11 protein-coding genes are annotated in these 14864 nt (G+C 73.0%); 8 read left to right on the top strand and 3 right to left on the bottom strand.

All coding sequences use genetic code 11. The annotated features are described in order from the left end of the window. Positions 1-399: 399 nt before the first annotated feature. A complete protein-coding gene (locus AS029_RS03400) occupies positions 400-1860 on the bottom strand; it encodes an NAD(P)H-quinone dehydrogenase (RefSeq protein WP_058231146.1) in 1461 nt (486 codons plus the stop codon). A 109-nt stretch (positions 1861-1969) separates the two neighbouring features. Between AS029_RS03400 and AS029_RS03395 the strand changes: the two genes are divergently transcribed. Together AS029_RS03395 and AS029_RS03390 are read left to right on the top strand one after the other, a co-directional pair. Beyond that, entirely contained in the window at positions 1970-2803 is an 834-nt protein-coding gene (locus AS029_RS03395) for a purine-nucleoside phosphorylase (RefSeq protein WP_058231145.1), read from the top strand. Further along, on the top strand, positions 2800-4530 hold the full coding sequence (locus AS029_RS03390) for a phospho-sugar mutase (RefSeq protein ID WP_058231144.1): 1731 nt from the start codon (positions 2800-2802) through the stop codon (positions 4528-4530). The genes AS029_RS03395 and AS029_RS03390 overlap by 4 nt, the downstream gene beginning before the upstream one ends. A gap of 153 nt (positions 4531-4683) precedes the next feature. On the opposite strand, the gene AS029_RS03385 is transcribed toward AS029_RS03390, so the two are convergent. Beyond that, on the bottom strand, positions 4684-7116 hold the full coding sequence (locus AS029_RS03385; protein WP_139168001.1) for a helix-turn-helix transcriptional regulator: 2433 nt from the start codon (positions 7114-7116) through the stop codon (positions 4684-4686). A gap of 259 nt (positions 7117-7375) precedes the next feature. Here AS029_RS03385 and AS029_RS03380 point away from each other — a divergent pair, with 259 nt between their 5' ends. Genes AS029_RS03380 through wecB form a run of 5 tightly spaced genes read left to right on the top strand, consistent with a single transcriptional unit; the run spans position 7376 to position 12046 of the window. Next, positions 7376-8665, top strand: a complete 1290-nt coding sequence (locus AS029_RS03380; protein ID WP_058231142.1) for a PVV-CTERM domain-containing choice-of-anchor G protein — start codon at positions 7376-7378, stop codon at positions 8663-8665. A gap of 3 nt (positions 8666-8668) precedes the next feature. After that, complete coding sequence (locus AS029_RS03375; RefSeq protein ID WP_058231141.1) at positions 8669-8866, top strand: hypothetical protein; 198 nt, start codon at positions 8669-8671, stop codon at positions 8864-8866. After that, positions 8863-10227: an XrtP-associated glycosyltransferase gene (locus AS029_RS03370; RefSeq protein ID WP_058231140.1), complete on the top strand. Its 1365-nt coding sequence runs from the start codon at positions 8863-8865 to the stop codon at positions 10225-10227. Before AS029_RS03375 ends, AS029_RS03370 begins: the two co-directional genes overlap by 4 nt. Beyond that, positions 10224-10874, top strand: a complete 651-nt coding sequence (gene xrtS / locus AS029_RS03365; protein WP_058231139.1) for an exosortase S — start codon at positions 10224-10226, stop codon at positions 10872-10874. The genes AS029_RS03370 and xrtS overlap by 4 nt, the downstream gene beginning before the upstream one ends. Next, positions 10871-12046 carry a non-hydrolyzing UDP-N-acetylglucosamine 2-epimerase gene (wecB, locus tag AS029_RS03360; protein WP_058231138.1) on the top strand — a complete coding sequence of 392 codons (1176 nt, stop codon included), beginning with the start codon at positions 10871-10873 and terminating at the stop codon, positions 12044-12046. Before xrtS ends, wecB begins: the two co-directional genes overlap by 4 nt. An 81-nt stretch (positions 12047-12127) precedes the next feature. Here wecB and AS029_RS03355 read toward each other — a convergent pair whose 3' ends face one another. After that, positions 12128-14056: a BglG family transcription antiterminator gene (locus AS029_RS03355; protein WP_175456620.1), complete on the bottom strand. Its 1929-nt coding sequence runs from the start codon at positions 14054-14056 to the stop codon at positions 12128-12130. Between the two features lie 216 nt (positions 14057-14272). Here AS029_RS03355 and AS029_RS03350 point away from each other — a divergent pair, with 216 nt between their 5' ends. Continuing rightward, positions 14273-14863 (top strand): class I SAM-dependent methyltransferase, encoded by a 591-nt coding sequence (locus tag AS029_RS03350; protein WP_058231137.1) that lies wholly within the window; start codon positions 14273-14275, stop codon positions 14861-14863. Position 14864: the final 1 nt, after the last annotated feature.

Below are 14864 nucleotides of genomic sequence, written 5' to 3'. Positions count from 1 at the left end.
GCGTTTCTCCCTGCAGAAGGCGTTTCTCGGCGGCCCGCCCAGAGGCTTCGGACGCGCGACCCGACGATCACGCGCGGCGAAGCGCGGCCCTGCGGCGGTCCGACGGCAGCGAGAAACGGCATCCGCACGAGCAAACGCCTCGACGACGCGTTTCTCCCCGCACGTCGCGTTTCTCGAGGGGAGAGCCGGTCGCTACGGCGCGACGAGGCGGGAGCGCATGCAACGAGCAGCACGAATGCCGCGGCCGGCCACGCCCAACAGGAATGCCGCGAAAGCGACGAGCAACACGAATGCCGCGGCCGGCGACGCGCAACAGGAATGCCGCGAAGAGCGACGAGCCACACGAATGCCGCGAACGCGACGAGCGGAACGGATGCCGGGACACCGGCATCCGGGGACTCAGTCCTCGTCGGGGTCGTCGCGGTCGACGATGTGCATCGCGCGCGCGGCGTCGGTGATGCTCGAGGTGAGCGAGGGGTACACCGCGAACACACGGGCGACCTGGTCGACCGTTAGGCGGCGCTCCACGGCGATCGCGATCGGGTAGATGAGCTCGGACGCCTTCGGGCCGACGATCACACCGCCCATCACCGTGCCACTGCCCTTGCGGGCGATGAGTTTGACGAAGCCGTCGGTGATGCCCTGCATCTTCGCGCGCGGGTTCGCCGACAGCGGCAGCTTGCGCACGACGCCGGCGATGCGGCCCTCGGTGACGTCCTGCTCGCTGAAGCCGACCGTGGCGATCTCGGGGGCGGTGAAGATGTTGGCCGTGATGCGGCGGGTCTCGAGCGGGATGACGATGTCGCCCAGCGCATGGAAGATCGCCTGGCGACCCTGCATCGACGCGACCGATGCCAGCGGGAAGAAGTTCGTGCAGTCGCCCGCGGCGTAGATGTTCGGCACCGAGGTGCGCGCGACGCGGTTGACGCGGATGTGACCGGATGCCGTCATCTGCACACCCGCCTGCTCGAGGCCCAGACCGGCGGTGTTGGGGATCGAGCCCACCGCCATCAGGCAGTGGCTGCCCTCGATCGTGCGACCGTCGGCGAGGGTGACGAGGACGCCGTCGCCGGTGTTCACGACCGACTCGGCGCGGGCCTTGGCGAGCAGCGTCATGCCGCCGCGCTGGAAGACGCGCTCCAGGACGGCCGCGGCATCCTGATCTTCACCGGGGAGCACCTGATCGCGGCTGGAGACGAGGGTGACCTTCGCGCCAAGATTCATGTACGCCGAGGCGAACTCCGCGCCCGTGACGCCGGAGCCGACGACGATGAGGTGCGAGGGCACCGACTTCATGTTGTAGAGCTGCGTCCACGTGAGGATGCGCTCCCCGTCGGGCTGAGCCGACGGCAGCTCTCGCGGTGACGCGCCGACGGAGACGACGAGGGTCTCGGCCTCGATGCGGTCGAAGTCGGTGCCGCCGGCCTCGGTCGACACCACGACGGCACCGCCGCCGTCGAGGCGCCCGTGACCGGAGATGATGCGCACGCCCGCCTCGAGGAGCGAGGCGCGCATGTCGTCGGACTGCTGCCGCGCGAGCGAGAGCAGGCGCTGGTTGACGGCGGCGAGGTTGATCGCCACCTCGGGGGTGAGGGGCTTGCCACGGTCGTCTTTGGCGAACAGCTGCACGCCCAGGCTGCTGGCGTTGCGGATCGCGACGGCGGCGTCGGCCGTGGCGATGAGGGTCTTCGAGGGCACCACGTCGGTGATGACGGCGGAGCCGCCGACACCCGCCCGCTCGACGAGCGTGACATCGGCGCCGAGCTGGGCGGCCGACAGCGCGGCCTCGTATCCGCCGGGGCCGCCGCCGACGATCGCGACGGACTGCTTGCGCTCGAAGCTCTGCACCATGGCATCCATTCTGTCAGCGCGGCGAGGGGAGCCGCCCCGCGCCCCGCGTCGGCGCGACACGCGCCCCCTGCGGGCCGGGCGTCTGGCCCGCGAGCACCGCGCTTTCTAGAGTGGGGGGATGTCCAACAGCACTTCACACCCGCTCGACGACCCGGCGGTCGACCCGTTCGAGGTCGCCGCGGCGGCAGCGGCCGACATCGCGCGTCTCTCGGGCGTCGCGCACCACGACATCGCCGTGACCCTCGGGTCGGGCTGGGGGCGAGCCGCCGAACTCATCGGCGACGAGACGGCGTCGTTCCCCGCCACCGAGGTCACCGGCTTCTCGAAGCCCGCTCTCGAGGGGCACGTCGGCACGCTCCGCAGCGTCCGCACCCCGGGCGGCAAGAACGTGCTCGTCATCGGCGCGCGCACGCACTACTACGAGGGTCACGGCGTGCGGCGAGTCGTGCACAGCGTGCGCACCGCGGCGGCCACGGGCGCCACCACCATGATCCTCACCAACGGTGCCGGCGGCATCCGTGAGAGCTGGAAGCCCGGACAGCCCGTGCTCATCAGCGACCACATCAACCTCACCGCCGACTCCCCGCTCGAGGGCGCGACGTTCGTCGACCTCACCGACCTGTACTCGTCACGGCTGCGCGAGATCGCGCGCGGAATCGACCCGTCGCTCGACGAGGGCGTGTACTGCCAGTTCCGCGGCCCGCACTACGAGACCCCGGCCGAGGTGCAGATGGCCAAGACCATCGGCGGGCACATCGTCGGCATGTCGACCGCCCTCGAGGCGATCGCCGCGCGGCAGGCGGGCATGGAGATCCTCGGCTTCTCACTCATCACGAACCTGGCCGCCGGCATCCAGCAGACCCCGCTCAGCCACGCGGAGGTGCTCGAGGCCGGGCGTGACGCCGAACCCGTCATCTCGGACCTGCTGGCCCGCGTGATCGGCGCGCTGTGAGCGGGCACGTCGACGCCGCCCGTGCCTGGCTCGCCCAGGATCCGGATGCCGTCACCCGCGACGAGCTCACCGCTCTGCTGACGCGTGTGGAGGAGGGGGATGCCACGGCGGCGGACGATCTCGCCGATCGCTTCTCCACCCGCCTGGCGTTCGGCACGGCGGGGCTGCGCGGCGCGCTCGGGGCCGGCCCGAACCGCATGAACCGCGTGCTCGTCGCCCAGGCGGCGGCGGGCTTCGCCGCCTACCTTCTCGAGCGCTCCGACGGCGAGACGCCGACCGTCGTGGTCGGCTGGGACGGAAGACGCAACTCCGACGTGTTCGCGCGCGACTCGGTCGAGATCTTCGCGGGAGCGGGGCTGAACGCCGTGCTGCTCCCCCGCACCCTTCCGACGCCCGTGCTCGCCTTCGCCGTGCGCCATCTCGGCGCCGACGCCGGCGTCATGGTCACCGCGAGCCACAACCCGCCGGACGACAACGGCTACAAGGTCTACCTCGGCGGGGCCGACGACGGAGCGCAGATCGTCTCGCCCGCAGACGCCGAGATCGCCGCGCACATCCAGCGGATCGCCGACGCCGGCGACGTCACGGTGCTGCCACGGTCGGTCGGCTACGCCAACGCGGCCGAATCGCTGGTCGAGGCCTACGTCGCCGCCACCGCGGCGGTCGCCCCCGCGCCCGCGGGGGCCGAGGGCCTGCGCTGGGTGTACACCGCGATGCACGGCGTCGGGTGGGAGACCGTCTCGCGCGTGCTCTCGGAGGCCGGCTACCCGGTACCGACCCTCGTCGAGGCGCAGATCGAGCCCGACGGACGATTCCCCACCGTCGCCTTCCCGAACCCGGAGGAGCCGGGAGCGATGGACCTGGCGTTCGAGACCGCTCGGGCGTCCGACGCCGAGCTCGTCATCGCCAACGACCCGGATGCCGATCGCCTGGCGGTCGCCCTCCCCGACGCCGACGCCGAGGGCGGCTGGCGGCGGCTCACCGGCAACGAGATCGGGCTGCTGCTCGGGTGGCGGGCGGCGCGGGCTGCGGCGGCGGCGCGCGAGGCAGCGGACGGCGGTGACACGTCGGCCCCGGATGCCGCGGCGGGCGGTGACGCCGGGGCCCCGGCATCCCTCGCCTGCTCCCTCGTGTCGTCGCCGGGGCTGCAGGCGGTCGCCGAGCACTACGGACTGGCCTTCCACGCGACGCTCACCGGCTTCAAATGGATCTCGCGGGCCCCGGGCATCGTGTTCGGCTTCGAGGAGGCGCTCGGCTACCTCGTGAACCCGGGCACCGTCCGCGACAAGGACGGGATCTCCGCCGCCGTGGCGATGCTGGGGATGGTCGCCGAGGCGCGCGGCCAGGGGCGCACCGTCGCCGATCTGCTGCAGGAGTTCCGCGACACCTTCGGCGCGTTCGCGAGCGACCAGATCTCGATCCGGGTCAGCGACGTCAGCGAGATCGCCGGGATGATGGCATCCCTGCGCGCCGACCCGCCGGCGGCGGTCGGCGGGGTCGCGGTCGCGCGCATCGACGACCTGCTGACCGGCGTCGACGGCCTGCCCCCGGGCGACGTGCTGCGGCTCTGGCTCGACGACGGGTCGCGCCTCATCGTGCGCCCGAGCGGAACGGAGCCGAAGCTGAAGCTGTACCTCGACGTGCGCGGGGCGTCGGCCAAGAAGGCGCGCCGCCGTCTCGAGGCCGTGCGCGCCGGCGCCGAGGAGTTGCTCGCGGCGGCGCGCTGAGGAGAGCCGGCGTCGCGGCCCCGCCCCGCGTCCCCGGCGTGCTGAGGCGGGCCCGGCCCGAGCTCGGGTCAACGGGGCGGCAGCGCGGCCCGCGGGGCGGCGTCGCCGCCCCGCCCCGCGCCCCCGGCGCGCCGAGAGGCGCTCTGGCCCGCGTCAGCGCCCCGCGAGCGCCCGAGCGCCCTCGACGACCTGCGCGAACCGCTCGTGACGGCTCATGCCCAGACGGGTGCGGGCGTGGTGCAGGTGCGACTCGATCGTCCGCACCGACACACCGAGGCGCCGGGCGATCTGCGCGTTGGACGCGCCCGATACGGCGAGATCGACCACCTCCCGCTCGCGCGAGGTCAGCTGCTCGAGCACGGGCGGCACATCGACGCGGGCCGTCGACGGGATCTCGGCGAGGAAGGCGCGCAACGGGGCGAGGTCGAACCGCGCGGACAACGCCTCGGCCCGCGCCCGCACCTGCGGCACCGGAGCCCCCGCGGCCAGCAGCACGCGCAGCAGCGCCGGCAGGAGCATCGGCATTCGCCGCTCGGCCTCGTCGATCGCCCGGTCCGCACGAGCGGTCGCGGCCTCGACGCGTCCGTTGGCGATCTCGAACCGCGCTCGCACCGTCTCGCGCAGCACCCCGAAGGATCCGCGCGCCCATTCCGTCGCCGCCCGGTCGATACGGTCCAGCGCCTCGGCGGCGTGCACGAGGTCGCCCCGGGCGATGAAGGCGCTCGCGCGCACGGCGTCGTACCAGACGCGCAACGACTCGGGCGGCGCGATGCGCGGGGTCTGCAGGCTGGTGAAGGCGACATCGGGGCGCATCCGTTGCAGCTGGATCGACGCGTCGAGCAGCGCGAGCACCGCGACCTCGTCCTGCCGGTCGCCCCAGCGCGCCGACAAGAGGCGCCGCCGGGTCGCGCTCTCGACGACGTCGAGATCGCCGCCGACCAGGACCATCGCGTACGCGTGCAGCAGGAAGAGGGTGAGATCGCTCTCCACGTCCCACCCGTGCGTCTGCTGACGCGCGCGCAGCAGCGCGCGGGCACGGGCCGCATCACCGCGAGACGCCGCCAGCGCTGCACGCAGCGCGTCGCTCATCGCCGCCGGATCGGCGTGGGGCGCCTCGGCCGACGGTGACAGGGCGCGCTCGCAGAACGACGCCCCATTGGGCAGCGACAGCATGGCCGCGGCGTGTCCGACACGTGTGCGCCATTCCTCGTCGTCCGGCGCCCAGCACACGAGGTCCTGGATTCGCCGGCGCGCGACAGCCGCCCCGGCGTAGGTGGCGCTGAGCGTCCGCACGAACACGTGCAGGGCGAGCTCCCGCTCGGCGGCGGTGGTGGGGTGCGGGAGCCAGGCGAGCAGCCGCTCGGCTTCGGCATACTCCTCGAGGGCGATGCGCGTGAGGATCAACGCCGCCGATGCGCGCAGATCGGGGCCGTCATCCAGCACGCGCGAGACCACCGCAAGCGCGTCGCGAGGCGTGCCCGACCGCGCCAGCGACACGGCGGCGCGCGGCAGCAACGCCCGCAGCGACTCGGCCAACGGCCCGTCCGCGTCGAGGGTTCCCGCAAAACGCGCGCAGAACACCTCCTCGGCGGGAGTGAGCGCCGCACCCTGCCGACTCAGCTCGAGCAGACGGTGGGCGACGTCGCGACGCTCCTCGAGGTGCTCGCCCCTCGGCGCGCTCTCCCGGAGGACCCGCGCCACCAACGGACTCACCGCCGCCGCTCCCGCCTCGACCGAAGCCACGACGAGGTTGCCGTCGTGGAAGCGGGCGAGAACGTCCGACGGCACGATCGACGCCACGTGCCCGAGGGGGATCAGGCCGAGCTCGAACACCACGCCCAGCAGCCGCCGCTCGCGGGCGTCGAGGGGTGCCAGCAGACGGGTGAGCGACTCCACGATGGCACCGGGCAGCAGATCGGCGAACGGCTCGATCGGGCACACCGCGTGCATCCGCCCACGGACGGCGGCCACCTCGACGAGCTCGGCGACGAGGGCGGGGCTGCCGCCGCTCAGGTGGGCGAGGGCCATCATCCACGCGCCGTCGGCGGGGCCGACCCCGTGCCGGCTCGCGCGCAGTTCGTTCGCCAGCGTCGCCGTCTCGGCAAGGCTGAGCGGCCCCACGACGACGTTGAGTCGGTCGGCGTCCTCGACCAGCGGTTGCAACAGCTCCCAGCGGGCCGGCGAACGTCGCGCGATCTCGTGCCGCGGGGCGAGAGCGGCGATGAACACGGCATCCGTGGCGCTCAGCGCCTCCACGAGCGGCCACACCACGGCATCCGGGAGCAGATCGATGTCGTCGACGACGACGACACCGCCCCGGCCGACCACCTCGGCGATCAGCTCCTCCACGTCATCGGCACCGGCGAGCAGCCGGCGGTCCGAGGGGCCCGAGCGCGCGCTCACGGCACCGGCACGCGATTCGATCACCGTCGACGGGCGCGGCTGGGCGCGCACGATCGCCGTCACCAGGTGCGTGCGACCGCTGCGGGCGGGCCCCGTCACCAGCACGCTGCGCCTGCCCCGCAACGCCTCCGTCGCGATCTGCGTCTCGCGCCCTCGCCCCACCAATGGTCGACCTGCACCCATGCGTGTCTCCTGCTGCTCCCCGCGTCCACGGACGCGCCCCGATTCGTTCCTACACCGAAAGCGGCACGTCCTCCGAGGTTTCGACCCTGAATCAGTAGTTCACGGACGGCAACGGCGCCCGAGGCGCCTCCCTAAGTAGTCGGGTTCCGTACGGGACACGGATGCCAGCGCTCGATGCCCCGCCTAACTTCGCCTTGCACCGCACCATCCGGCCCGCAATGCGCCCGGTGGTGTTCCGCCGTCCAGGAAGCAGGCATCCATGACCATTCGTCCAGACACCTCCGCCCGTACGTGGCGGACCGTGCGCGCCGTCGGGGCCACCGCCACCGTCGCCGCCCTCCTCGTCCCCGCGACAGCCGCCCAGGCCGCCCCCGCCGACGTCGTGTCGCAGAGCACGGGCCGTCTCGTGCAGACGTCGCTGCTCGGTACCGACGTGCTCGACAGCCTCGTCGCCCTGCGCGGCGCCGAGGCCGTGAACACCGACGCCTCGGGTGACGTCATCGTCGACCGCCCCCTCGACGCCGACGCCGTCAGCGGCCTCGTCACGCTGCAGGCGGGCTCCACGAACCTGTTCGGCGACAACGGCGTCATCCAGCTCGGTGCCGTGGGCCAGTACGCCCGCGCCAACGACGACGGCAGCTCGTCGGCGTTCTCGGGCGCGGTGTCGGCTGCGCCCAGCCTCATCGGCGTCGGCACCGTCACCCCCTCCGACGTCGGCGACCCCACCGCCGACAACACGGCCACCATCGCGGTCGGCAGCTCCGACGCGCTCGCCGGCCTGCGGGTCGACATCGGAACGCTCGCGGCATCCGCCGTCAACACCGCCGACGGCGCGCAGAGCGGCGACTACATCCTCGCCGACGTGGGCGTGGTGGTCGACGGCACGCTCGTCTCCGGGGTGCTGAACACGCTGAACCCCGCACTGAACACGCTCCTGGCCGCCGCCGCCGTCGCGGGACTCGACCTGGACAACCCCTTCGCCTCGGGCACCGTCACCCTCACCGAGGAGGATCTGCTCGCCGCGGCCGGCGTCGCCGACCTCAACGACCTCGCTCCCGGCACCGACCTGCTCTCGTACGTGCCCGCCGCGGTCGTCGCCGAGATCACCTCGCAGACGAACGACATCCTCGACGCCGTCCAGGCGCGCGTGGACGACCTGAGCGTTCTCGGCGGCGTCCTGAACGCGGCCCTGGGTGTGGCGCGGGGCGTCATCGAGCCCGTCCTCGACGGCCTGGGCGCGAGCCTGCAGGGGCCGCTCGGCGAAGCGATCACCGCGCTGGCGCAGCTGCAGGTCAACGTGCAGTCGACCGTCGACGGCACCTTCACCCAGACGGCCCTCCGCGTCGGTCTCGGCGCCGCGGGCGCGATTGCCACGGTCGACCTGGCCACCGCCTCGGTCGGCCCCAACGCCGGTCAGCTGGCCGTGCCCGTCGCCGGGCCCGAATCGCTCGCGATCGCCGGTGGCGGCTTCGGTCTCGCCGCCGTCCTGCTCGCCGCGGTGATGCTGCGTCGTCGCAGCCAGCGCGCGGCCGCACCGGCTCAGGGCTGACCCGTGTACCGCAACGGTGCGATGGGCGGCGGCGCCGTCGGCATGATCGCGGTCACCGGCTACGCGGCCCCGACGGCGACCCTCGCCGTCGTCGGGGTCGGCGCCGCCCTGATCGGCGGTCTGCTGGCGTGGCGCTCGCGGCGCCATCGGTCTCAGGATGCCGTCGACCTGGCATCCGGAGAGGACGCGCCCCGATCGTGAACGCCCTCGAGTTCCTCTTCTCGCTCTCCTTCGTCTTCCTGGTGATGTTCCTCACCTACACGACGCTCATCGTCGTCCCCTTCGTCCGCCGCCGCGCGGCGGTGGAGGGCGACCCCGGGGCGTTCGAGTGGCACGCGTTCATCCCCTGCCGAGACGAGGCGGCCGTGATCGCCGAGACGGTGAAGAGGACTCGAGAGCGTTTCCCGACCGTCCATCTGTGGATCATCGACGACGCCAGCACCGACGGCACCGGAGACATCGTCTCCGCCTTCGCCGACACGGACCCGCTGGTGCACGCCGTGATCCGGCGGCTCCCCGACGCCCGCACGGGCAAGGGAGCCGCCCTGAACGCCGCGTATGCCCGGCTAGCGGAGTGGCGGGAGCTGCGCGGCAACCGCGGCGTCGAGGACGATCGCACGATCGTGATCGTCCTCGACGCCGATGGCTCGCTCGCCGAGAACGCCCTCCGGCAGGCAGCCGGTCCCGCGGCGTTCGGTGCGCCCGATGTCGGCGCGACCCAGGTGGCGGTGCGCATGAGCAACCGCGACGACCCGGCCCCGGCTGCCGGGCAGGGACGCCTCGGTCAGGCGTGGGCGCGCTACCTCATCCGCATGCAGGACATCGAGTTCCGCACCACGATCGCCGCGATGCAGGTGCTGCGCATGCGCACCGTCTCGGTGGGCCTCGGCGGCAACGGGCAGTTCACCCGGCTCAGCGCCCTGCGCGCCGCGTCGGCCGACGCGGGCGTGCCGTGGGGCGACGCGCTGCTGGAGGACTACGAAGTCGGCCTCCGCATCATGCTCGCCGGGTACCGCACCGTGTACGCGCACGACACCTTCGTCTCGCAGGAGGCCCTCCCCTCGGCCCGGCGCCTGCTGACCCAGCGCACCCGCTGGTGCCAGGGGGGCCTGCAGTGCGCCCGATACCTCCCCAAGATCTACGCCTCGCGCACCTTCACCAACGCGGGCGCGCTGGAGGCGGCGTACTTCCTCGCCATCCCCTACATCCAGCTCATCGGTTTCGTGCTCTGGCCCACGGTCACCATCGCCATGGTCGTCTCGGGCGCACTGTCGCCGGGAGGCCTGTTCGGCTGGCTGGCCGGCGCCACCTGGATCATCCCGCTGTGGGTGCTCACCGGCATCCTCCCCTTCGCGCTCTGGCCCCTCGTGTACGTGACGCGCGAAGAGCGGCATCCCGTGTGGCGCGCGGGGCTCTGGGGCCTCGGGTACTGGCTGTACATGTACCAGAGCTACATCTGCGTGGTGCGCGCCTTCGGCCGCATGGTGGCCGGGCGCCGCGGGTGGACCAAGACCCGCCGCAACGCCGAGGCCGGACGACTGCTGCTGGCGGTGGAGGCATGAGCGTCTCGGCGGCACCGCTGCGCACCCGCACGAGGGCCCGCGATCGGCGCGGCGGGATCGGCCGGCTGGTCACCGCCGGAGCCCTCGCGGTCGCCGCGGGAGCCCTCATCGCGACCGAGGCCACGACCCGCGCCGCCGAGGCGATCCTCGCGCGCGAGTTCATCGGCCTCGTCGCCCCCGGGCGTGCCGTCGCCGCGGGCCCCATCGTCTGGTTCGGCATCGGCACCCCCGAGGTCACGGGCCTGATGATCACGACCATGTGCTCCACGACCGTGCTCGCCGTGCCGCTGCTGCTGCTCGCCGTCGCGATCACGGGCATCACGCGGGCGCCGACCAGCCGCGTCGGCCTCGGTCTGCTCGTCGGCCTCGGCCTGGCGATCACGTGCAACATGATCCGTTTCGCCTCGGCCGCCTGGGCCTACGGCGCCTACGGCCGTGAGGGCTTCGACCTCGTGCACCGCTACATCGGTTCGCTGTTCGTCATCGTCGGGTTCGTCGTGGCCATCGTGCTGCTGCTGCGCATCTCGCTGCGCGAGAGCGGCGCCCGGCCGGGCGCCGCTCCTGCGCGCGTCACCCGCTCGAGCGCGAACCCCTCGACGACCCTCGGCCCGTCCGCATCCCGCCCGAACGAGGAGAGCCGCCCGTGACCACTCCCTGGATCGACGTCGTCTACGGCACGCGTCCCGAAGCCATCAAATGCGCGCCGCTCGTCGCCGAACTGCGGCGCCGCGACGGCATCCGCACGACCGTGACCGTCACCGGCCAGCATCGCGAGATGGTCACCGAGATCAACGCGTCGTTCGGCATCCGTCCCGACGCCGACCTCGACGTGTTCCGCCGCGGCGCCGGCCTCGCCGAGACGACCTCGACCATCTTCGCGGCGCTCTCCGCGCGCTGGGCGGACGGGGCTCCGGATGCCGTCGTGGTGCAGGGAGACACCGCCAGCGCCGCGCTCGCGGCGGTCGCCGCCTACTACGCCGGCGCCCGCGTCATCCATCTCGAGGCGGGGCTGCGCTCGGGCGACCTGCGCTCGCCCTTCCCCGAGGAGGGCAACCGCCGCCTCATCGCGCCCCTGGCGTCCCTGCACCTGGCGCCGACGGATGCCGCCGAGCAGAACCTGCTCGCCGAGGGCGTGCGCCCCGACGACATCGTCGTCACCGGCAACACCGGCATCGACGCCCTGCACCGCCAGAAGACGCACCCGCAGCGCTTCGACGACCCCGCCATGGAGGAGATCGCCGTCGGCGCCGAGCGCGTCGTGCTCGTCACGGTGCACCGCCGCGAGTCATGGGGCGGCCCCCTCGCCCGCATCGCGTCGGCGGTGGCCGAGGTCGTCTCGGCCCGCCCCGACGTGGTCGCCGTGCTCCCCCTGCACCCCAACCCGGCGGTGCGCGCCGAGGTACGGGCAGCGGTGGGTGGAAGCGAGCGCATCGTGCTGTGCGAGCCGCTGCCCTACGCGCAGTTCGGACGCATGCTGGCGAGGGCGTACTGCACGGTGACCGACTCGGGCGGCGTGCAGGAGGAGGCACCGGCGCTCGGCGTCCCGGCGCTGGTGGTGCGCGAGACGACCGAGCGCGGCGAGGGGGTCGCCGCCGGCGCCGCGCGACTGATCGGCACGCGCCGCGAGGCGGTCGTCACGGAGCTGTCGGCCTTGCTCGACGACCCCGCCGTGCACGCGCGCATGTCGCGCGCGCAGAACCTCTACGGCGACGGGCGCGCCGCTCCCCGCGCCGCGGATGCGATCGAGCGGCTGCTGGGCGTCGGCGCCCGCGTCGCGGCATCCGTCGACGTGCCCGCCGAGGCCGCGCTCGTCGGCTGACCGCGCGCGGGGCGGTTGCGCCGGGCGGTTGCTGACGGCTCGACTCTCCGGTTCGGGGAGGAAGCCCGACGAGGCGGGGCGTCAGCCGTCGATCACGGCGACGAGCTCGTCGAGGAAGGCGGGGAACGACGTCGCCCTCCGCACGATGCGCTGCACGCTGTCGCGCTCGCTGAAGACCTCGACGAACTGCTCGAACACCGTCTGGAACGCCTCGCGGTCGGTCTCGCTGAACGCCACGAGCGCCACCACCTGCACCCGCCCCTCGCCCCAGGCGATCGAGGGATCGGCGATGCCGATGGCGATGCGGGTCTGCGTGGCGGTCATGCCCATCGCGTGCGGCACGGCGAGCGCGTCAGTGAACGCCGTCGACGAGATGGCCTCGCGCTCGACGGCACGGGCGACGTAGTCGTCGTCGATGACGTCCTGCTCGACCAGCAGCCCGCCGAGGCGCTCGATGACGCCGGCCTCGCCGGCGGTGGCATCCAGTCCCCGCACGAACGCCTCGGGCGCGAAGTAACGCTCGAGCTCGGCCCGCAGGCGCGCGAGGCGCCGGCCGCGGCGGATGCGTCCGGCGGCGGCCTGGACGCGCTCGACGTCGGCGTCGGTGAGGAACGGCTGGATCCGCACGAACCGGTCCCCGGGGCGCGGCGGGTCGATCGTGGTCAGCACGAGGTCGGTGTCGATGGCATCCCAGGCGGGATCGATGCGCGTCTCGACGCCGACGACCTCGATCGCCTGGCCGAGCGACCGGTCGACCGAGGAGCGCAGCAGCTCCTGCATCTCGTAGTAGCCGGGGCACACGATCGTCGCGGTCAGCAACTGGTCGGCGCGGCGGCTGCGTTCGAGACGCCCGCCGACGTGCATCGCGATGTAGGCGATCTCGTCGTCGAGGATCGGGATGCCGAGACCGTCCTGCAGCCCCTTGGCGATGTAGACGGCGACCTCGAAGATCATCGGATACGTGGACTTCAGAGACCGCGTCAGCGGATTGCGCGACCACGCCTGCTCGCGTGCGCGCGCCAGGAGGTTCTGCACGTGCAGCGCCAGGCGCAGGATGAAGTCGTCGTGCGCGATGTCGACGAGGAACTCGGATGCCGCGTTCTCGACGACCAGGCGCACGGCCGCCTCCACCGCGGGGTCCAGCCGCGCGCGCACGTCGTCGCCGCCGGGCGTGCCGGGAGCGACGATGCGGGTGAGCACGAGGGTCGCGAGGTGGCGCAGGTCGCCCGAGCCGAGCTGCACGCCGATGTGCTTGAGGGTGAGCCGGTCGAGGAGGGTCACGACGGCCGCGGCCGCGTCGGAGGAGTCGCCGCCCGGCGAGCCGAGCGCCCGGTCGCGGGTGGTGCGGTCGGCGGCGATGGCGATGTGCATGACCACGTCGCCGATGCCGATCTCGTTGACGTAGTAGCCGAGCGCCCCGAGCTCGGCGACCAGCTCGGCCTTGAACGGACCGAAGGCGCGCGCTCCGACCGAGCGCTCGCCGAGCGTCCGCCGCAACGCGTCGAGGTCGAAGAGCCCGGCATCCATCTCGTCGTGCGCGAGCTTCGACAGCAGGCGCCGCTGCGCGACCTCGGTTCCGCGCAGGCGCGCGGTGGATGCCGAACGCTCGAGCGTCAGCTCGGTCCCGCCGAGCAGCCCGCGCACCCGCGAAAGATCCGCCTCGAGCGTCGCCGGGCTGACGTGCAGCGCGTCGGCCGTGTCGAACACGTCGATGCCGTCGGGCGCATCGAGCAGTCGCCGCACCAGCGTGTGCAGGCGGTCTCGGGGTGTGCCGGCATCGGATCCGGAGACCGTGCGCAGAGCCGCGGCCGCGTTGCCGCCCGCGCGGTAGCCGAGCGGGCCCGACTCGATCGCCGCCCCGCCGGCGACGCGGGCGTTCACGGCCGTGACGTAGGAGCGGATGCTGCGCGGGGTGACCCCCAGGGCATCGGCCAGCGACGCGGCGGTCGACCATTCCCCCTCGCGCAGCAGCAGGGCCAGAAGGCGGTCTTGGCGAGCCTTCGTCGTCACGATCCGTCCTCCGCACCGCCCCGGTGGGCAGCGTCCGTTCCATCCAACCACGCGACGCGCGACGGGGGGTCCGACGGCACGGCATCCGGGCGCGGAGCGGAGCCGTTCATCGCCTTTTCTCCCGCGAAGTCGGCAGAGGTGTCGTGATTCTCGTCGCACATGGGTGATCATGGGCAGACGACCATCCCCCGATCGCAGCCGACCGTCGGAGAGCGTATGCCCCCCATCTGGAGACGATTCATCCCCCGGAGCGTGCGCCTGCGCAGTCGACTGCGGCTGAAGAACGGCCGGTGGCGCCTCGCGACACCCGACCGGGTGATGCTCGAAGACGTGATCGCGCCGGAGTTCCTCGGACGCCGCGACATCCGGCGGATGCTCGACGTCGGGGTGGCCTGGTACACCCGGACGTATCCGCGGCTCTACAAGGGCATCGAGTACCACTCGATCGACGTCGATCCCGCGATGCAGCGGATCGCGGGGAGTCGTCATCACACGCTGTCGATGACCGATCTGGCCACGGTCTACCCGGCCGACACCTTCGATCTCGTCGTGTGCAACGGCGTGTTCGGGTGGGGCTTGAACACCGCGGAGCAGGTCGCGCGCGGCCTCGACGCCTGCGCCGATGTGCTGCGGCCCGGCGGGTGGCTCGTGGTGGGGTGGAACGACATGGAGGGTCGGCGCATCCCCGACCTCGACGCGCTCGCAGGCCGCCGGTTCGACCGTGCCGTGCTGCCGGCGGCCCGTGCCGACCACCTGGTGACGCCCACGCACTACGCGCACCGGTACGACTTCTTCACCCGACGGTGAC

This window comes from Microbacterium enclense (assembly GCF_001456955.1).
Classification (GTDB): Bacteria; Actinomycetota; Actinomycetes; order Actinomycetales; family Microbacteriaceae; genus Microbacterium; species Microbacterium enclense.
This window is presented reverse-complemented; position numbering and strand designations above follow the sequence as displayed.